Origin of the sequence: Psychroflexus planctonicus, assembly GCF_014640195.1 — a bacterium.
Taxonomy (GTDB): Bacteria; Bacteroidota; Bacteroidia; order Flavobacteriales; family Flavobacteriaceae; genus Psychroflexus; species Psychroflexus planctonicus.
On sequence record NZ_BMGM01000008.1, the window covers coordinates 1 to 20,408 of the forward strand.

The following is a 20,408-nucleotide window of genomic DNA, read 5'->3' on the forward strand; positions in this document are numbered from 1 at the left end:
ACAGAGAAGTTAAGCTCATTTGCGCCGATGGTACTGCATTCCGTGGGAGAGTAGGTCGCCGCCTTCCTTATACTAAAAGTCCTTTTAGCAATCACGCTGAAAGGACTTTTTTTTTGTTACTTTTTTCTCTTCCTTAAGATACTGATTCATGTTTGAGCGTCTAGTTAAAAAATATTCGCCATCTTTTAAATACTATCAAAGATTACAAAATAGCTTTTAAATACTCACAAACAACAAAAGCCCTACTTTTTCAAGTAGAGCCATTTTAGCCTATACAATACCCGCTAGCATTAAAACGTGAGTATATTTATTTGTGTTTTTTGATATATTTTTCTAAAGCCATTGTCATAGATGGTGTCTCTGGAGTAGGAGCTTTTATATTTACATTTAATCCATGGTCTTTTGCTGCTTTGATTGTAGTGTTACCAAACACAGCTATTTTCGTATCTTTTTGTTCAAAATCTGGAAAATTTTCAAACAAAGATTTAATTCCACTTGGACTAAAGAATACTAATATATCATAAGTAACATCTTTAAGATGAGATAAATCACTTACCACTGTTCTGTATAAAATAGCTCTAGACCAATTGATGCCCAACTTATCAAGCTGTTTAGGAACAGTTGGTTTTAAAACATCTGAAGAAGGCAAAAGAAAAGACTCTGATTTATGCTTTTTAAGAATATCTATTAAATCTTGGAATGTTCTCTTAGCTACGTAGATCTTTCTTTTTCTGTAAACTACATATTTTTGTAAATAAAACGCAACAGCTTCACTTTGACAAAAATATTTTAATGTATCTGGCACTTCATAGCGCATCTCTTCAGCAATTCTGAAAAAATTATCAACAGCATTTCTACTAGTTAAGATTATTGCAGAAAATTTCTTCAGATCGATTTTTTGTTGACGCACTTCTTTAGTATCAACGCCTTCAACATGAATAAAAGGAATAAAGTCGATTTTTACTTTAAGTTTGTCTTCTAGTTCAGCATAAGGTGAATTTTCAACTTTGGGTTCAGGTTGTGAAATTAAAATAGTTTTCACTTTCATAGACTAGGATTTAGTACTTTTTAAAGACCTATTTCATATACCATATTAGCAGAAATATAGGTAATATTTCAAAGCTGCAAATGTACAAAATAAAATAGAACAAATGATTTGATATTAAACTTCTTGATTTTAAATAAAATAATATAATACGTATGACGTAAAAGCTAGTCAGTATAACAATAAAAATATTAATATAAAGTTCTGATAAATCTGAATAAACTAGAAGTATGAGAGGAATGTAGCTTAATATACTTGCGTAATATAGCAAGCTAAATTTAAAACATAAATATTGGGTAATTATCTTATCAATTTGAAATATGAAGCCTATAAACTTTTGAGTTAAAAATCTAAAAATAAGATATGATGATATTAAAATCAACACTTTTAGTAATAATTCGAAATTAATTTCGTTTACATTTCCTAAGTAATTTGTATAATAGGTGATAAAAAAGAGGGCAACACAAAAGCTAGATAAAACAACTAGTAATCCAGAAAAGTAAAAATCACTTTTCGGCGAGCTAAGCACATGTTTAATGTATTGGTTAGACCAGCCTAATTTGAAAAGATTGGTAAATCTATATGAATTAATTTGCTTTAAAGCAACAATTGCAACAAATACGCCAATTAAAATGTATGTTAGCCAAATGTCTGAATTTGAAAATCTTTCAAGCATTAATCTTCTATATAGCTGCAAATGTAAACTATTCAAAAGATTAGTGTAAGACTTTTGTTCCAAAAAGTTACCTTTGCAAAAATTTAAAATATTGAACTTAGTTGTTATTCCAACGTATAATGAATACGAAAATATCTCGAAAATAATAAACGGGGTACTTTCAAGATATGAAGACTTTCATATCCTTGTAGTGGATGATAACAGTCCAGATGGAACTGGTGAGCTTGTAGAAAAACTAATTGCTGAAAAAGCTAATTTTGAAAGATTACACTTATTAAAAAGAGCTAAAAAAGAAGGTCTTGGTGTAGCATATATTTCTGGATTTAGATGGGCGCTTCAACGCAACTATGAATATATTTTTGAAATGGATGCAGATTTTTCACATCATCCAAAAGACCTAAAGCAATTGCTTTCAGCTTGTAGAGATGAAGGGTATGATATGTCTATCGGGTCAAGATATGTTAAAGGAGTAAACGTTGTGAATTGGCCCATGAAACGCATCTTGATTTCGTGGTTTGCTTCAAAATACGTTAAATTTTTAATGCGTATACCTATTAACGATAGTACCGCAGGCTATGTTTGCTACCGTAAAGAAGTTCTTGAAAAAATTAATCTAGATAAAATTCAATTTATAGGTTATGCCTTTCAAATAGAAATGAAATTTAAAGCTTTGGCCTTAGGTTTTCAATTAAAGGAAGTTCCTGTTATATTTACCGAACGAAAACATGGCAAATCAAAAATGGATGGAAGAATTATTTATGAAGCTGTTTTTGGTGTTATAAAATTGAAATTGAAAAGTATATTTGGAAAAATACAATGAAAACATTAATTAAAAATGCTAAAATAGTCAACGAAAATAAAATTTTTGAAGGTGACGTCTATATTGAAAATGAAATGATAAAAGAAGTTTCAGAATCAATAAGCTTGAAATCTAATACAGTAAAAGTAATTGATGCTGAAGGAAAATACCTTTTACCAGGTTTAATCGATGATCAAGTTCATTTTAGAGAACCCGGATTAACGCACAAAGAAACTATAAAAACTGGATCTATTGCTGCCGCTGCTGGCGGAATTACTTCTTTTATAGAAATGCCCAATACACAACCACCAGCAACCACCTTAAATTTGCTAGAAGAAAAATTTGACATTGCTCAAATAGATTCCTTGGTAAATTTTTCATTTATGTTTGGTGGCACAAATGCAAATTTATCTGAAATTAAAAAGATAAATCCAAAAGAAATTGCTGGTTTAAAGTTGTTTTTAGGTTCTTCAACAGGAAATATGCTGGTTGATGATGAAAAAGCTTTAGAAGAAATTTTTAAAAATTCACCTGTAATTATTTCTACTCATTGTGAAGATGAAGATACCATTAGAAAAAACACACAAGCTTATATCGAAAAATATGGTGAAGACAATATTCCAATTGAAGCTCATCCAGAAATTAGAAGCGAAGAAGCCTGTTATTTATCATCGTCTAAAGCCATAAAATTAGCCAAGAAAACAGGAGCGAGATTGCATGTTTTTCACCTTTCTACAGCAAAAGAATTAGCGCAGTTTTCAAATAAAAAACCTTTAAAAAATAAAAAAATAACAGCAGAAGTCTGTATACATCATTTATGGTTTAATGATAGTGATTACGCAGAAAAGGGAACGAAGATTAAATGGAATCCAGCAGTTAAAACTAAAAAAGACCAAGATGCTTTGCTGAAAGCTTTAAACGAAGATTTTATTGATGTCCTTGCTACTGACCACGCTCCACACACTATAGACGAAAAAAATAACCCCTACTTAAAAGCACCAAGTGGTGGCCCACTTGTACAACATGCGTTGGTTGCTTTATTAGAAATGTATCATCAACGGAAAATTACGCTAACCAAAATTGTAGAAAAAGCTTGCCACAATCCTGCAATTTTGTTTGAAATAAATAAACGCGGATATATAAGAGAAGGATATTTCGCAGATTTGGTTCTAGTAGATTTAAATGCACCTTGGACCGTTCAAAAAGAAAATATTTATAGCAAGTGTGGCTGGTCTCCTTTTGAAGGAAACACATTTCGATCTCGTGTAACACATACTTTTGTCAATGGAAATTTAGTGTATGAAAACTTTAATTTTCCTAAATTAGATAAAAACTATAAGGCAAAACGGCTTACATTCAATAGATAATAATGTTTAGAAATATACTCATCATTTTCATCCTGTTAGTTTTTGGATCTTGCCAAGATGTACAACTTGCTCAAAAACCAAACAACTTACTTAGTCCAGAAGAAATGGAGAATGTCTTAACAGATATGGTTCTTTTAGATGCTATGATTAGTGTAAATAATTTTAGAATAGATAAACATAAAATTGATGTTCGTAATTTTGTCTTTGATAAATATGAAATCGATAGTTTAACGCTATCAAAAAATATTGAATACTACAACGAGCAATATGAAGTTAATACTGAAATATATAAAAATGTAAAGACCAAAATTGAAGAGTTAAAACTACGAGTTGAAAATGATAAAAAGCTTCAAGATAGTATAGAACGAGTTAAAAAAGAAGCCAAAAGATCTACCGATACTTTGTTGAAAAGGAACAGATAAAATCTACTTTTTATAGTCTTTACAACATTCTTTTATTACTTTTTTTATGGGTGTAAATGCTAAACTTAATTCGGTTTTTATTTTTTCATTGCTGTAGGCTCTATCTTCCAATAAAGTTGGAATAACATCAAAGCTTAGCTTCCTTTTTTTTCGAGTTAACAAACCAATAACTACATCAAAAAACCAATACAAATAGAGCATCCATTTTTTTAGTGTAATTTTTGGTTGCTGTACACCAAGATTTTTGGCTATTTCTATTTGTACTTCACTCATTTTTAAATTTTCACTAACAAGAATAAAACGTTGATTTTTAACTTTGCTTTCCATCCCAACCAACATTGCATCAACTACATCTTGTACTCCTATAAATCCAGTTTGTTTATTTATTTTAAAAGGAAAACCATTTGCAGCTTGTTTAAATAGTTCACCTGAGCCATCTTCATAGAAGCCTTGGCCTAAAATTACACCAGGGTTTATAACAAGTACATCTAAGCCTTCCTGGGAACCACGCCAAGCTTCCATCTCACCACCATACTTTGCTATACTATAATAACTAGAATTATTTAAATTTTCTCGATAAGAATCTTCATTTACAATGCCATTGTCTTTGCTTTTTCCTAAGGTAGCAATAGAACTTACATGGCAAAATTTATTTACATTGTACTCTATAGCTAGGTTAACAACATTGGCTGTGCCTTCAATATTTACTTTTCTTAAAATACTTCGCATAGAAGGGCTATTGCTTATTAAACCAGCGCAATGGTAAACAAATTCAATATTTTTAAATGCTTTTTCTAGCTCAGGAATTTCCAGAATATCTGCTTTTTGCCATTCAATATCTAGTGCTAAATCGGCAATTTTTTTACCATAAACCCGATCAATTATAGCTATGCTAAAATCTTTTTTTTCTGAAGACCTAAAAATTCCCCGAATTTGACTAGGTTTCGTTTTTTCTAGCAATTTTGCTAACAAATGAGTGCCTACTAAACCAGTAGTTCCTGTAATTAAAATCATTCTGTAAATATAATTAATTCACCACCCTGAAAGAACAAGCTTTATAATATCTTTGCACGAAAATTTGAAATCGATGAAAAAAGATTTTTTTGAAGAAGTAAACTGGCGTGGAATGGTTCACGATGTAATGCCCGGATTACAAGAACATTTAAATGAAAATATGCGAACTGCCTATGTTGGTATTGACCCAACAGCAGACTCTTTACATATAGGTCACTTAGTTGGGGTTATGCTTTTGAAGCATTTTCAACTTTCGGGACACAAACCCATAGCTTTAATAGGCGGTGCAACAGGAATGATTGGCGATCCATCTGGGAAATCTAAAGAACGTAATTTGTTAGATGAAGAAATCTTACAGCACAACCAAAATCAAATTAAAAATCAATTACAGAAGTTTTTAGATTTCAATGCTGAAAATAATGCTGCCTTAGTAGTTAATAATTACGACTGGATGAAAGATTTCAGTTTTATTGATTTTATTCGTGATATTGGTAAGCACATTACAGTAAATTATATGATGGCTAAAGATTCAGTTAAGAAAAGACTTTCTTCAGAATCTACCGAAGGTATGAGCTTCACAGAATTCACCTACCAATTAGTGCAAGGCTATGATTTTGTTCATTTAAACCAAACCCAAAAATGTACTTTACAAATGGGTGGAAGCGATCAGTGGGGAAATATTACAACTGGAACAGAAATGCTTCGGAAAATACACAACCAAAAAGCATTCGCTTTAACTTGCCCGTTAATAACCAAGGCAGACGGAACAAAATTTGGTAAAACCGAAGGTGGTAATATTTGGCTTGACCCTAATCGAACTTCACCCTATAAATTTTACCAATATTGGTTGAATGTTTCAGATGAAGATGCTGCCAAATTCATTAAAATATTTACGCTTTTAGATAAAAAACAAGTTTCAGATTTAATAAGCGAACACAATGAAGAGCCGCATTTAAGGAAGTTGCAGAATGTTTTAGCAGAAGAAGTAACTTTAATGGTTCACTCTAAGGAAGCTTTAGATAATGCTAAAGATGCATCTAAGGTGTTGTTTGGAAAAAGTACATCTAAGGATATTGAAGCTTTAGATGAAAATACATTTTTAGAAATTTTTGAAGGAATACCGCAAGCTAAAATTTCCAAATCTGAATTTGCTCAAGGAATTGACATGGTAGGTGCACTAGCTGCAAAAACTTCTTTTTTGCCATCCAATTCAGAAGCAATTCGAGCGCTAAAAGCCAATTCTATTTCAGTAAACAAGAATAAAGTTACACAAGATTATAACTTATCAGATACCGACTTGCTAAACCAGAAGTATGTTTTAATAAATAAAGGAAAGAAAAATACGTACTTAATTATAGTAGAATAAAGCAAGGGATTCTTATAAAAACAAAAGCCCAAACTATAAAGTTTGGGCTTTTGCATTAACTAACCAATCTATATGAAAAATTCATATGCTGCAAATATAGTTTTAATGTTGTTCTGTTTGTAATAAGTGGGGTTAAAATACCTATAATGTTATATAAAAGTACCTAAAAAAAGAAAGCTCTGAACGAGCGTTCAGAGCTTTCTAACCAATCTATTATGAAAAACTTCATCCACTACAAATATAAAACTGATTTTGAATTTACCAACATGATGACTGTTAAACAAAAGTTAAAAATAAATTCCATTTAAAAAAATAAGCTTCAAATATTAGTTTGAAGCTTATAAATCATATTGTTATATAAATTTATTCTTTTGTAAAAATCTGATATTTGTTTCAACTAATCCCGAGTTGAATACCTAGCTAAATATTATAAAACAAGTATGCTATTTTCTGTTGCATATTCATTAAATACTTTTGCATCTGCTTCATCATCGTTAGCCCAGTGCCCATCAATTATGTATTTAAATTCGTATTCTTTGTCCTTTTCAAGATTAATAGATCCTTTAAAGACACCATTTTTTAACTTTCTTAATTCAAAGCTGTTTTCATTCCAATTGTTAAAATCTCCAGCAACTACTACTTTCTCAGCTTCTCGTTGAGTAACATGAAAAGTTACTTTACAAATTGGTTTTGTCTTTAAATATTGTTTTTTAATTGCCATAATTTTTGGTGTTTAATTACGACACAAAAATAAATCTATAAATCACTAAAACAAACAAAATAAATAACTTAGCTTAATTTTTATGAAATTAAAAACAATATGCATTTAGGATTGAATTAAAGGAAATACGAAAACGTTATACCAATTGTACTTAGTAATCAATTAGCAAAATAATTATTTTCAAAAATCTATTTTTCTAAATTTATTGGTCTAAACAGTTTAGTAAATTTGCTAAATCTGCCTGGTTATTAAAATATTGAAACCCAACTCGAATACCATCACCACGTTTTGCACATATTATTTTTTGTTGCAGTAATCTTTCTAAAATTAGTTCATCTCCATTTATATTGAATATACAGGAATGTATTTTCCTATTTTGCACATCACTGCTCAATAAGTTTCGACTTGAAAATTGTTTTTTTGCCAAAGCAGAAATACTTTTTATTTGTTTTTCAATTCTATGAATTCCAATATCACTATAATGGAAATCTAGTGCAACTTCCAAACTTTTTAATGAATGCATATCAAAATGTCCAGGTTCTAAAAATCCAATTTTTCGTTCAGGTCCATCTGGTTTAGAAATTAAAGAATTACTTCCTAAAGATTTTGGCTTTAACCCTTCTATGAAATCTGGCTTGAGCATAAAAAAAGCGTTGCCAGTCCCTGCATTAAACCATTTGTATCCACTGCTTCCTATTACCGAAAATGCAGATTCATCAAAGTTGAAATCTTCCGTCCCAAGATATTGTGTTGCATCTCCTATAATGTGAATATTTGGGTATTTAGTTTTTAGTTCTTTCAAAAAATTAAAATCAATCAAAATTCCACTGATAAACTGAACAAGACTTAAAGCGATGAAATCCGGTTTAAAAGCTTCTACTTTTTGTAGGATGTTTTGCTCTAGATGTTCATTGATTTCTGCATAGCACAATTCAAATTTTCGATGTGTAAACGGATAGTTTACCGATGGATAATCACCTTCTAATAAAAGTATCTTCGAATTTTCAGGAAGCGCTTCTACTATTAAATTCATTCCTGTCGAAAAGTTGGCTAGTAAGGCAACTTCAGCTGTTTTAGCATAAAAATAAAGTTGTATTTTATCTCGTAAAACATTAATTTTTTCATCTTCCAGATAATCAATTTTAGTGTAATCATGATGTATACCTTCATTATATTCTCTCCTAAATTCTAGTACTTTTTTAGAAATTAATCCTGAAGATGGTGTATTAAAGTAAGAGCAGGTTTGCAGAATAGGGAAGGAGTTGCTCAATAATTTTTGAAAATCGATAGACATAAAAACATTTTTACCAAATGTACAAAAAGCCTTTATCCGTTTGAGCTTTTCTTGTTTTTTTAGCGAATAATTTAGCTGTTTTCTTACAGTAAAATCTGTACTTTTGATTTTTTAAACTAAGTTATGAGTCAGAAAATAAGTATGATTGCGGCAGCTTCAGAAAACAATGGATTAGGTAAAAACAACGAATTAGTGTGGCATTTACCAGACGATTTTAAACGTTTTAAGCAAATTACATCAGGACACTACATTATCATGGGGCGCAAAACCTTTGAGTCTTTTCCCAAACCTTTGCCCAACCGAACGCATATTATTATTACTCGTGATAAAAAGTATACCGCAGAAAACTGCTTGATTGCTCACTCACTTGATGAAGCTTTCGTTTTGGCAAAAGCAGATAAAAATCCGTTTGTTATTGGTGGTGGCGAAATTTATCATTTGGCTTTACCTTATGCCGATGAAATTGAGCTTACCCGAGTACACACAAAAGTAGAAGCTGATGCTTTCTTTCCTGAAATTCCAGAAAATGAATGGGAATTAGTTGCTGAAGAATTTCATCCAGAAGATGAAAGACACAAACATAGTTTTACATACCAAACTTTCAAACGAATTTAAACCAGTTAAATGCAACTTTTATTTGAAATTGCTGAACAAGAACATTTTCAACTAAAAGGCTACCGAAGATTAACAGGTGGCGATATTAATGCTGTTTTTTTGTTAGAAACTCCAACTGAAAACTGGGTTATTAAACTCAACGATAAATCTGCTTTTCCAGGCATGTTTCAAAAAGAAGCTTTTGCACTTGAAGAATTAACAAAAACGAATAGTTTTAGGATCCCAAAAGTAGTTTGTTCAAGTGAACTAAATAATCATGCTTGTTTAATTCTAGAATACATTGAAACTGGTACAGAAAATGCTAAATTCTGGAAAGATTTTGGTGTTTGTTTGGCAAACTTACACAAAAGTACAAAGCTTCATTTTGGTTGGAAAAGCAAAAATTACATCGGTAGTTTAACACAATACAATTCCTATTGCGAAAGTTCTGCTGAGTTTTATATTTCTCAACGCTTACTGCCGCAATTTAAATTAGCCAGCCAAAATGGATTTCGTTTTCTAAACTTAGATTCTTTTTTTAAAAATGTAAGTGAGCTTATTCCCAAAGCTGAAAAGCCAGCGCTTATTCATGGCGATTTATGGTCTGGTAATTATATGGTAGATGCTCACCAAACTCCCGTTTTAATAGATCCTGCCATTTGTTTTGCATCCCGCGAAATGGATTTGGCTATGATGCAACTTTTTGGTGGTTTTCCAACAGAAGTCTTTGATGTTTATCAAACGCATTTTACATTAGAACCCAATTGGAAATCTCGCATTAAACTATACCAACTCTATTATTTGTTAGTGCACCTAAATTTGTTCGGGAAATCCTATCTAAATAGTGTTCAGCAAATTATCAGGAATTATACCTAACTAATCTACTTTTTCAAGTAATCCAGCACGTTTCAATAAAGCATCTGGATCAGGTTCTTTTCCACGGAAAGCTTTGTACAATTCCATCGGGTCTTTAGTGCCACCTTGGGTTAAGATATTGTTTTTGAATTTTTGCGCTACTTCTTCATTAAAAATTCCTTTTTCTTTAAAGAAAGCAAAAGCATCTGCATCTAAGACTTCTGCCCATTTATAAGAATAATATCCAGAAGAATAGCCTCCTTGAAAAATATGGCTGAAAGCTGTGCTCATACAATTTTCAGCTACACTAGGACACAACTGTGTTCCTTCAAAAGCTTCATCTTCAAATTGTTTGACACCTTCAATATGTTTTGGGTCATTACTGTGCCAAGCCATATCTAATTTTCCAAAACTCAATTGGCGTAGAGTTTGCATTCCTTCTTGAAAATTAGCACTCGCTTTTATCTTTTCAATAAATGCTTTTGGAATTTTTTCGCCAGACTCAAAATGCGTTGCAAACAAAGCTAAAGCTTCATCTTCATAACACCAGTTTTCTAATAATTGACTAGGGAGTTCTACAAAATCCCAATACACATTGGCTCCAGATAAACTTGCATAAGTAGTGTTGGCTAACATTCCGTGTAATGCATGACCAAATTCGTGAAACAAGGTAGTTACTTCGTTAAAAGTAAGCAAGGAAGGTTTGCTAGAAGTTGGTCTAGTGAAATTGCAAACTATAGAAATATGCGGCCGTTCATTATTACCGTTTTTAATTTTCTGATTTTTATAAATAGTCATCCAAGCGCCATCTCGTTTTCCAGGTCTCGGATGAAAATCTGCATAAAAAATAGCAACTAAATTTCCTTTTTGGTCGGTTACTTTATAGGTTTCAACTTCTTTGTGATATACATCAATATCCGTTACTTTTTCAAAATTGAGTTGATATAGTTTTTGGGCAATAGTAAACACACCGTCAACTACTTTGGTCAATTCAAAATAAGGTTTGAGTTGCTCTTCATCTAAATCAAATTTTTTCTGCTTCAATTTTTCTGAATAGTAAGCAACATCCCATTTTTGTAATTGGTCTATTCTGTCTAATTCTTTAGCAAATTGGCTAAGTTCTTCAAATTCTTTTTCAGCCGCAGGTTTTGCTTTTTCCAACAATTCATTTAAAAAAGAATGTACTTTTTCTGGGTTTTTTGCCATGCGTTGTTCCAAAACAAAATCGGCATGTGTTGTGTAACCTAATAAATTTGCTCTTTCGTGTCTTAGTTTTACAATTTCCAACACAATGCTTTCGTTGTTGTTTTTGTTCTCTTGAAATCCTTTTGCTCCAAAAGCTAAAGCCATTTTTTTACGCAACTCCCTGTTTTTGGCATATTTCATAAAAGGTAAATAGCTAGGATAATGCAAACTAAATAAGTAGCCTTTTTTATTCTCATTTTGTGCTAATTGCGCTGCTGCTTCTTTGCTGCTTTCAGGCAAGCCTTCTACATCTTCTTCTTTAGTAATATGCAATTGAAATGCGTTGGTTTCAGCTAAAACATGTTCGCCAAATTGAAGCGAAAGCTTAGCCATCTCTTGATCTATTTCACGTAAACGAGTTTGTTTGTCTTCTGGAAGATTGGCTCCATTTCGAGTAAAATTTTGATAAGTTTCATTTAATAAACGCTCATCTTCTTCGGTTAAGCTGAAGTTTTCTTTGCTTTTGAAAACTGATTTAATTCGATTAAATAAAGCTTTATTCAACATTAAATCGTTGCTGAATTCACTCAGTTTTGGTGAAATGATTTGCGTTATTTGTTGAATTTCTTCATTGGTTTCAGCAGAATTCAAATTGAATAAAATGCTTGAAATTCGGTTGAGTTGCTCGGCAGATTCATCTAAGGCAGCAAGCGTATTTTTGAAACTGGGCTTTTCTTCATTTTGTGTAATAGCATCAATTTCTGCTCTAGCTTCAGCTAAAGCATTTTCAAATGCTGGTTCAAAATGTTCATTTTTTATTTCTGAAAAAGGTGCAGTATCAAATTTTTGCAATAATGGATTTGCCATAGAAGTTAACTTTTTTCGCAAAAATAAGTAACTTCTTATGAGAAAGCTTTAAAGTTTTGTTGAATTATCTTTTTTCTGAAAAACTACTTTTTTACAATCTTTTTAGTGCTGATTAAATTGCCATTTTCGTTGAAAGCCACCACAAAATAAAGTCCAGCAGTTAAGTTGTTTACGTTAATTTCTAAGTGTTCACTATCAACTTCTATTTGTTTTAGTTTTTTTCCTGTAATATCAAAAAGTTGTATGTTTTTAACTTGTAAGACAACAAAATCAATTTGAATTTCTTTTTCTACTGGATTTGGAAAAATTCGCATTTGGTTATTGTCTTCAAATGCATCTAAACTTAAGGTGTTAATTTCAACTTCTTCACAAAATTCTGTTGTTCCACAAGAGTTAGTTACACTAAGGCAAACTTCAAAAGTTCCAGTTTCGGTGTAAAAAATGTCAGGATTTTCTTCATTTGAAGTGCTTTCGTTTCCAAAATCCCATGTGTAAATAATATCATCTTCGCTATAGTCAGTCAAGTTTTCAAAACTTACTAAATTGTCTACTTGGGTAAATTCGAAATTTGCTTCTGGAGCTTCTTCAGTAGTAATTTCAAAACTCATGTTTTTTACACAGCCATTACTGTCTATAATGTTCACGTTGTAATTTCCTTCTTCTAAATCGGTCAATGTAGTTTCTGTAGATTCATCATCCCATAAAATACTTGCTTCATCTGCTATAATTTGGTCTGCAAAATCTAACGAAATGCTACCTAAAGTTCCATCGCAAGCAATTGGGTTTACATTACCAACTACATCTATATCGCAATCTGAACCAATGTTAACACAATAGTCTTCCACTTCCCCGTACGTGAAATTTTCACAAGCTTCTGCAGGTGGAGAAGGGAAAAAGCCTTCGCTAAAATATTTCATGGCAACACGCATTCGTGTAGTTCCGTTTAGAGCATTTTCTGGGATTTCTATTTGACCATTAAATGTTGATGTTATTGGGTTTCCAGGGTCTACTAATAATTCTTCTTCTGTAAATTCTCCATCTTGGTTAAAATCTATCCAGATTCTTGGATATTCATCATATTCATCGTTTGAGTAGCCAGGAGTAATACTAATATCAAATTCATCTCCCTTGGTTAAAAACAATACTGGATTTCCAGTAAAGTCCCCGTAGCCACCATTGTTTCCAGAATTATTTGTAAAATCGCCCACGGAGAAACTTTCAATCCATTCTTCAGAAGAGTTGCTTGCACTTGCATCGCAGTAGTTTAAGCTTGTACACACATCACAACCAGCTGATGTAAAGTTGAAGCTTTCTGAAAATTCTGGAAGTTCGTTTGCTGCACAAATAGTTTGAATTTGAACTTCGTAAGTTTCACAAGAACCTAAATTTTCTAAAGAAAAATCAAGTTCGCTTAAGTTTTCTTCTAAGATCCAGTTTTCATCGCCTTCTAACCTGTATCTTAAATTATAAGCTTCAGCTGCCAAGATGCTACTCCAGCCAATTTCAACGCTACTATCTCCAAAATTAAAAGCTTCAATTTCTTCCTTTTCAGGAGAAACACAACATCCATCAGTTGTAAATAATTCTATTTCATTATCCTGATTTTCTGTGTCTGCACAAATGGCTCTTACAAAATATTCATAGCTGGTGCAAGCTGAAAGGTTTTCAAAATTGAAATTGTTTTCATCTATATTTTCAATTGTCCAATCGGTTTCTCCTTCAACCCGGTAATGAACTTCCCAAGCATCTTCTAGCCCAAAATCTATCCAGCTTAGGTCAGCTTCAGTATCGGTTATATTAGTTAATTGCACATCTGTTGGAGCTAAACAATCTTCATCACTACAAAAGTTTTCTAATAAATAGTCTATTGCTGCTTCTGCATTTAGTCTCCCACCTGTAATAAAAAAATCTTGTAATTGTGGTTTTTGGTCAACGGAGTTTAGTAATGCGTCGCGAACTAAATCTGCCCCGAGTTGCGGATTGTTATTTACAATAGATATAAAACTTGGACACGGAACAGAGTACATTAAGCCAATTACTCCGGCTGTTAATGGGCTTGAAAAAGAAGTTCCAGTTGTTGTAGTATAACCATTATTGCTTGCTGTAGTTCTCACATTTATTCCTGGAGAAACCAAATCTATAGTATTTAAGCCATACCCGCCAGCAAAGTTGTCGTTGTGATCTGAGCGGCCAACACCAATCATATACGGACTTTCGCAAGCTGTTGGTAAATCGCCTTGGGTGTCTACATTTACATTTGAATTGCTTGTTGCACCGCAATTTAAAATTCCAGCTTCTCCCAAAGTGTTATAAAAATCACACCAAATAGGAGCATCTTCAGGGTTTCCACCGTCTAAACCCCAAGATGCGTTAGTTGCTACCACAAAAGCACCACTATTTCCATTAGTGTCATTATACAATTGACGCATGGTTAACGGATAAGAATAGGCTTCTATAACAGCGGCTTCTTGTAAGCTGTAACCTGCCACAACCATTATTTTAACGTCCCAGTTTGCTCCCGCAACACCTTGGTTATTATTTCCTTTTGCGCCTATCATACCGGCAACACTTGTGCCGTGACCACTAGGAGCCATGCCAATATTATCGTTGTTTTGTTGAATATTCCAACCTTCATAATCGTCTACATAACCGTTGTTGTCATCATCAATTCCATTAGGTGTTTGGCTTTCTGAAGTGTTAACCCATTTGTTATCTACTAAATCAGGGTGGTCTAAATCTGCGCTTTCAATTACACAAACTACAACTTCATCTCCAAAAGCAGTAAGACCGCCGGTGGTAACTTCCCAAGCATTTTCAATTGAAGTGTCTGCTCCAGTGGTTCCGTTGGTTTGTCCAGTGTTTTTATGATGCCACTGTTGTGTGTATTGTGGATCGTCTGGAGAAACTTCATCTCGCATATAAACTTTATGATTGTTTTGAGCGTATTTTATTCCATTTAGTTTGTTTAAGGATCTCAAAACTTCTTCGTGCGTAAAATGATCTGAATTGAATTTTGCTAACCAAATGTTCACAGGTTTAGATAATTCTTTTTCTAAGTTTAATCCGTAGTTTGTTGAAAGTTGATTTAAAACAGTTTCAGGTGAAGCATTTTTTTCGAATTGAATAATTACATCACCTTGTATAAAAGGACTCTCTTCGGTTACTCGATTATTTTGTGCGGTTAGAGAAAATGTGATGAAAATTGAAAAAAGGAATATTATTTTATGCATTTTTTAAATTTTCGTTCGAAAATATAGAAAATCATGAAATAAATTGAATTCTTACTGAAAAATTTCACTTGAAAATGCAATTACATCTTATTGTACAGGTATAACTTTGGTAGGAATTTCATAAGATGCAATAAAATTATCAAGGTCGTCTTGGCTTGTTTCGTCTAAAAACATGGCTTCTATTCTAATTTCTTTATTGTTAAAAACAAAGCTAACATCGCCAGCAAATTTCTTTACGTATTTTGCTTTGGTTAAATCTGTTTGTGAAGCAAACCAGCGATTTTTTTTAAACATGCCATTCTTGATTGTGGCAAACACATGAGATTCTATATTGAGCGCTATTACATGTGAAATTCCAAATATGATGCTATACCAACCCAATTCATTTAGCGTGTTTTCAGTAATAATCTGAATGACAACCATAATCAACCAAAATAATCCCATGTATTTAAAATACTTATGGGTGCCATTAACAGCTTCAGGCTTATATTTTAATTTTACATTCTGCATACACAAATGTACTCTAAATTTGAAAAATTGAAAATTTTCTGTTTGTCTTTTGAAATGAAGCTAGAATAGATGCCATATAACTTTATGCTTTATTCTATCCTAGTTTTCCCTATTTTAAGGCAAGAAAATATGCTGATTTTAGCATTATTTCAATGAAAGTATTTACAAATTAGATATAAAAAATCACCCCCAAACAAAAATTTTGTTTGGGGGTGAAAAGCTAATGCAATTTAAAAATACTTAGTTTTTCAACCAGGCTTGTCTTAGTTGGTAGCGTTCATCAGTTTCTTCTAAATCCATTGCTTGTAGACTTGTTTTAACCGTGGTTGGCTGAGTTGTAGTTCCTGTGAATTCTATTTTTTCACTATCACGTTCAATTACTAAACTCAAATCTTCACCTTCTGTCCAAGCCATAGAAGCTGAAATTAAACTATAAATATTATCTAAATTATATTCAGTTCCATTTACTTTTTTAATAACATCGCCTGGCTGGATTCCCATTTCTGCAAATGTAGAATTTACAGGCATTCCTTTTCTAAAAAAGACTTCTTTTGTAGAAGGATTAGCATCAATAAATGGAGTTTGGCCATCAATAAAATAACCTGTTTTGGTTTCTTTTTCTTGCATTTCGATGCCTACTTGCTTAAAATATTCTTCGTAAGGTATTGGTGAGCTTCCAGCTACATAAGTTTCAAAAAAGTCATTTATTTCTGGATAGGTTTTTTCAACAATTACATCAAATAATTCATCGTCTTCAAATGGTTTGTCTACTCCGTATTCTTCAATTAAGGCTTTCATTAAATCTAAAACGCCCATTTTACCTTCGCTTAATTTTCGTAGTTCAATATCTAATGCCATACCGATTAATGCACCTTTTAGGTATACATTGTAATAGCTTGGCGAATATTTTTCATCTAAAATATTTTCACTCATTACGGTAAACGGCATGGTATCATCGAAAGCTTTAGCCGTTTCAATTTTTTCATTGATGCGTTGGTAAAATTCGTCTTCGCTAATTAAACCTTGGTGAATTTGAAATAAATTGGCAAAATATTCAGTCACTCCTTCATACATCCATAAATGTTTAGACATTTTAGGTTCGTTATAATCAAAGTAATGTACTTCTTCAGAATGAACATTTAGCGGAGTAATTATATGGAAAAACTCATGCGAAACTACATCGGTCATCGTGCTTTCTAAATCTGCAATTGGCATACTTTCGGGTAAAACCACAACGGTAGAAGTGTGATGTTCTAAAGCTCCAAATCCACGTGCGTCGGTTTCTTCCATGTCCGATAAATACAGTAAAATAGCGTAAACATTGGTATTATCAATTTCTCCTAAGAAGTTTTTCTGTGCGTTTACCATTTTTTCAATAGCAGGTTTTAAATCTGCTGTACTATGAACATTGTTCGGCGAATACACACTTAAAACTACTTGCATTCCTGAGATGTCGAAATTGATCATGTCTGGTTCTGCATACATAATAGGATGATCAATTACTCCAAAATAGCGATTGGTGTAAAATTGATCTACAACATAGCTTTCTTCTTCGGTTTGCTTGGTGATAGGTAAAGATGTACTTGCCACAAGTTGTGTAGGGCGTTTGATTTCAATTTGGTAGGCTTCTTCTTTTTTGCCTTCAAAATAACCTACAAATCCGTGTAAATTCAATACAAAATTTTCTCCTTTTTCAATATTTGTTCCAGCTGGCGAAAATACTTCGCCTTCTCCTTCAATATCAAAAGTGTCATTGCTGTAATAGCTCAGTTTATCAAAATTTGTAGCATCATAAATTTCCCAAGTATTTTCGTCAATTCGTGATGCATTCATGGTATTTCCCTTGTAATCGTATGCTACTAAGTCTTCAGAAAATTGACCGTATGAGTTTAAAGCATAAGTTCCAGGAACGGTTTTAGGAATGTAAAATCGTAAAGTGTCTTTTGATATTTTACCTGGATCAACTTCAACTTTAATCCGGTCGTTTTCTACATTTACTAAATCTAAATGAGCAAGCACATAATCTTGTTCTGCTTGCTGAGTGGGTTTACAGCCAAATAATAAGGTAATTATACTAAGGCTTATCCAAATTTTTTTCATAAAATTTAATTTTTTGATAAGTCTGCAATTTCTAAAAATTGTTACAAAATGAAGTCTTACTTTTCCTAATTGCTAATAGATTAGTTTAAAAAAGCTATAAAATAATGTGAGCTCAGGAAAAAAGTCTTATATTTGAAGACAAATGTCTAGAGTTATGGAAGTAGAAAAATATGAAGAATATACCACAAATTTAAAAGGTGTAAATGAAGCAATGCTGAGTTACGTTCTGCAAATTGATAACTCTTCTAAAAAACACATCAACGTAGAAGAATTTAATTATTCAAATTTTTTTGAAGACAAAATGCTTATTATACAAGCTATCAAGAAAGGAATTACCTATTCGTTGTTTAATAAAATAAAAAGAATTACTCCTTTTACTGAAGATGATTGGGCGAGTTACTTAAACGTTTCAAAAAAAACATTACAAAGGCACAGCAATGATGATGATTATATTTTTAAACCAATTCACACCGAAAAAATTATCGAGTTAGCCGAAGTAAATCATTTCGGAAATGAAGTTTTTGATACCAAAGATCAATTTTATCTATGGCTCAGTTCTCCTTCCTTCGCTTTAGGGAATTTAAAACCTGCTGAACTTTTAACTAATTCTTACGGTAAAGAATTAGTCATGGCCGAGTTAAACCGTATAGACCACGGAATTTTTGTATAATGAAGGTTTTTAGATTGTCTAGAAAAAAATATGTGAAAGAGTTTAATGGTCGTGGCGCTTCAAAGTTTGGAAATCGGTGGAATTCTAAAGGAATTGAAGTTATTTATACTGCAGAAAGTAGAGCTTTAGCAATGGCAGAAGTTGCTGTACATCTCAACCTAGCCACATTACCATCTGATTTTATGATGTTAGAAATCTATATTCCTGATGAAATTGAAATAGAAAAATTAAGCTTGAAAAGATTAAGCAAAGGTTGGAATATGCATCCGCATTATTTGGAAACCCAAAAACTTGGTGACGAATTTATCAATTCATTAGAAACTTGTATTTTAAAAGTTCCTTCTGCGGTTGTAAAAGGAGATTTTAATTATTTACTCAACCCACATCATCCAGATTTTAAAAAGATTGATATTGCAAGTGTATCCTATTTTCCTTTTGATAAAAGATTGTTTAAGTAAAATACCTTTTTGGCTTAAAACTTGAATGCAACTGAAATAATAAATAGAATAATAATGGGTTATTAAAACGCAAATGAATAATCAAATAAGTAAACTATTGAAGCCTAAAAAACAGAGAAAAAAGATATCAAAATCAACTAAAATTTGGGTCTACGCTTTTCCTATTTTTTTAGTATTTGTACAAGTTTTATCGAAGTTTCCTGTTGCAGTTGAAGCTTTTTACAGCCAAACTTTATTTGTAGGAATCCGAAATATACTACATTTTTTATTGAGCTGGATTCCATTTTCTGTAGGTGATGTTTTTTACATTTCGTTAGTCTTGTATGTTGTGTTTTTTCTTTCGAAGCTAATTCGAAATAAATTTAGCAATTGGAAAAAAAGTCTAGTTTGTAGCATTGCGTTTGTTTCCAAGATCTATATTCTTTTTCATTTGCTTTGGGGCTTAAACTATTATCGTGTTCCAATGCATGAGCAACTTCAAATTGAAGATGATTATAGCACTTTTGAGTTGATTGACTTTACTGAAAAAGTAATTGTAAAAACCAATCAGTTGCATTTGAATTTAAAAGAAAACGATTCACTTCCTGTAAATTTCAAGTATAATGACCAAGAAATTTCAGATTTGATTTTTGATGGAATTGAAGATGTCAACGAACCCAAATTAAATCTTGATTACGGTAGGAGAAATTTAAAAAAATCTCTTTTTTCAGTTCCACTTACTTATGGTGGTTTTGGCGGTTACCTCAATCTGTTTAGTTTGGAAGCACAATACAATAACAATATCCCGCTATTTAAATGGCCAACCACCTTAACCCACGAAGTAGCACATCAAATGGGCTTTGCTAAAGAAAATGAAGCCAACTTTATAGCTTGTTTGGTAGGAATGAATCATAAAGATGAAACATTTAGATATGCCACTCATGGTTTTGTATTGAAGCAATGTTTAAATGAAATTTTTAGAAGAGAACCAGCCTATTTTGAAGAGTTGAAACAGTGTGTAAATTATGGAGTTATTGAAAATTATAGAGAGCTTCAAGAGTTTTGGAAAGACTACCACAATCCCATTGAACCAATTTTAAAAGTGGTTTACGGTTCGTATCTAAATGTAAACAACCAACCCGAAGGAATGGCCAGTTATTCCTATGTGGTTGCTTTATTAGTGAATTACGATTTTAAATTATAAATCAATTAATTTTCACAATTAAAATTAATGACAAAATAAGTCATAGGTCTTA

18 protein-coding genes are annotated in these 20,408 nt (G+C 32.0%); 9 read left to right on the forward strand and 9 right to left on the reverse strand.

Going from position 1 to position 20,408, the window contains the following annotated elements; genetic code table 11:
- Positions 1-307: 307 nt before the first annotated feature.
- Positions 308-1,048 carry a uroporphyrinogen-III synthase gene (locus IEV72_RS09485; RefSeq protein ID WP_188458872.1) on the reverse strand — a complete coding sequence of 247 codons (741 nt, stop codon included), beginning with the start codon at positions 1,046-1,048 and terminating at the stop codon, positions 308-310.
- 28 nt (positions 1,049-1,076) lie between these two features.
- Positions 1,077-1,721, reverse strand: a complete 645-nt coding sequence (locus IEV72_RS13750) for a DUF4271 domain-containing protein (RefSeq protein ID WP_373284004.1) — start codon at positions 1,719-1,721, stop codon at positions 1,077-1,079.
- A 73-nt stretch (positions 1,722-1,794) separates the two neighbouring features.
- On the opposite strand from IEV72_RS13750, the gene IEV72_RS09495 reads away from it, so the two are divergent.
- Genes IEV72_RS09495 through IEV72_RS09505 form a run of 3 tightly spaced genes read left to right on the forward strand, consistent with a single transcriptional unit; the run spans position 1,795 to position 4,309 of the window.
- A complete protein-coding gene (locus tag IEV72_RS09495) occupies positions 1,795-2,541 on the forward strand; it encodes a polyprenol monophosphomannose synthase (protein ID WP_229731867.1) in 747 nt (248 codons plus the stop codon).
- Positions 2,538-3,887, forward strand: coding sequence for a dihydroorotase (locus IEV72_RS09500; RefSeq protein ID WP_188458874.1), 1,350 nt, complete (start codon positions 2,538-2,540; stop codon positions 3,885-3,887). The genes IEV72_RS09495 and IEV72_RS09500 overlap by 4 nt, the downstream gene beginning before the upstream one ends.
- Before the next feature lie 2 nt (positions 3,888-3,889).
- Positions 3,890-4,309, forward strand: a complete 420-nt coding sequence (locus IEV72_RS09505; protein ID WP_188458875.1) for a DUF4296 domain-containing protein — start codon at positions 3,890-3,892, stop codon at positions 4,307-4,309.
- Positions 4,310-4,312: 3 nt separating this feature from the next.
- Here IEV72_RS09505 and IEV72_RS09510 read toward each other — a convergent pair whose 3' ends face one another.
- Positions 4,313-5,323: an NAD-dependent epimerase/dehydratase family protein gene (locus tag IEV72_RS09510; protein WP_188458876.1), complete on the reverse strand. Its 1,011-nt coding sequence runs from the start codon at positions 5,321-5,323 to the stop codon at positions 4,313-4,315.
- Between the two features lie 73 nt (positions 5,324-5,396).
- Between IEV72_RS09510 and tyrS the strand changes: the two genes are divergently transcribed.
- The gene (gene tyrS / locus IEV72_RS09515) at positions 5,397-6,689 is read left to right on the forward strand and encodes a tyrosine--tRNA ligase (protein ID WP_188458877.1); all 1,293 of its coding nucleotides are present in this window, start codon (positions 5,397-5,399) and stop codon (positions 6,687-6,689) included.
- A 427-nt stretch (positions 6,690-7,116) separates the two neighbouring features.
- Here tyrS and IEV72_RS09520 read toward each other — a convergent pair whose 3' ends face one another.
- Positions 7,117-7,410 (reverse strand): isoamylase early set domain-containing protein, encoded by a 294-nt coding sequence (locus IEV72_RS09520; protein ID WP_188458878.1) that lies wholly within the window; start codon positions 7,408-7,410, stop codon positions 7,117-7,119.
- A gap of 202 nt (positions 7,411-7,612) precedes the next feature.
- Positions 7,613-8,704 carry an aminotransferase class V-fold PLP-dependent enzyme gene (locus tag IEV72_RS09525; RefSeq protein WP_188458879.1) on the reverse strand — a complete coding sequence of 364 codons (1,092 nt, stop codon included), beginning with the start codon at positions 8,702-8,704 and terminating at the stop codon, positions 7,613-7,615.
- Positions 8,705-8,827: 123 nt separating this feature from the next.
- On the opposite strand from IEV72_RS09525, the gene IEV72_RS09530 reads away from it, so the two are divergent.
- Entirely contained in the window at positions 8,828-9,319 is a 492-nt protein-coding gene (locus tag IEV72_RS09530) for a dihydrofolate reductase (protein WP_229731869.1), read from the forward strand.
- Between the two features lie 9 nt (positions 9,320-9,328).
- Positions 9,329-10,174, forward strand: a complete 846-nt coding sequence (locus IEV72_RS09535) for a fructosamine kinase family protein (RefSeq protein ID WP_188458880.1) — start codon at positions 9,329-9,331, stop codon at positions 10,172-10,174.
- Here the strand turns inward: IEV72_RS09535 and IEV72_RS09540 are convergent, their stop codons facing one another.
- The 4 genes from IEV72_RS09540 to IEV72_RS09555 all read right to left on the reverse strand — a co-directional run bounded on the left by IEV72_RS09540 (position 10,175) and on the right by IEV72_RS09555 (position 18,045).
- Positions 10,175-12,205, reverse strand: coding sequence for a M3 family metallopeptidase (locus IEV72_RS09540; RefSeq protein ID WP_188458881.1), 2,031 nt, complete (start codon positions 12,203-12,205; stop codon positions 10,175-10,177).
- An 83-nt stretch (positions 12,206-12,288) separates the two neighbouring features.
- Complete coding sequence (locus IEV72_RS09545; RefSeq protein ID WP_188458882.1) at positions 12,289-15,435, reverse strand: S8 family serine peptidase; 3,147 nt, start codon at positions 15,433-15,435, stop codon at positions 12,289-12,291.
- Positions 15,436-15,522: 87 nt separating this feature from the next.
- Positions 15,523-15,945, reverse strand: a complete 423-nt coding sequence (locus IEV72_RS09550; protein WP_188458883.1) for a hypothetical protein — start codon at positions 15,943-15,945, stop codon at positions 15,523-15,525.
- 240 nt (positions 15,946-16,185) lie between these two features.
- Positions 16,186-18,045 (reverse strand): M61 family metallopeptidase, encoded by a 1,860-nt coding sequence (locus tag IEV72_RS09555; RefSeq protein WP_188458884.1) that lies wholly within the window; start codon positions 18,043-18,045, stop codon positions 16,186-16,188.
- Between the two features lie 154 nt (positions 18,046-18,199).
- Here IEV72_RS09555 and IEV72_RS09560 point away from each other — a divergent pair, with 154 nt between their 5' ends.
- The 3 genes from IEV72_RS09560 (at position 18,200) to IEV72_RS09570 (ending at position 20,356) form a co-directional block, all read left to right on the forward strand.
- Positions 18,200-18,715, forward strand: a complete 516-nt coding sequence (locus IEV72_RS09560) for an Xre family toxin-antitoxin system antitoxin (protein ID WP_188458885.1) — start codon at positions 18,200-18,202, stop codon at positions 18,713-18,715.
- The gene (locus IEV72_RS09565) at positions 18,715-19,173 is read left to right on the forward strand and encodes an RES family NAD+ phosphorylase (protein WP_188458886.1); all 459 of its coding nucleotides are present in this window, start codon (positions 18,715-18,717) and stop codon (positions 19,171-19,173) included. Before IEV72_RS09560 ends, IEV72_RS09565 begins: the two co-directional genes overlap by 1 nt.
- A 73-nt stretch (positions 19,174-19,246) precedes the next feature.
- A complete protein-coding gene (locus IEV72_RS09570; protein ID WP_188458887.1) occupies positions 19,247-20,356 on the forward strand; it encodes a DUF3810 domain-containing protein in 1,110 nt (369 codons plus the stop codon).
- Positions 20,357-20,408 lie beyond the last annotated feature (52 nt).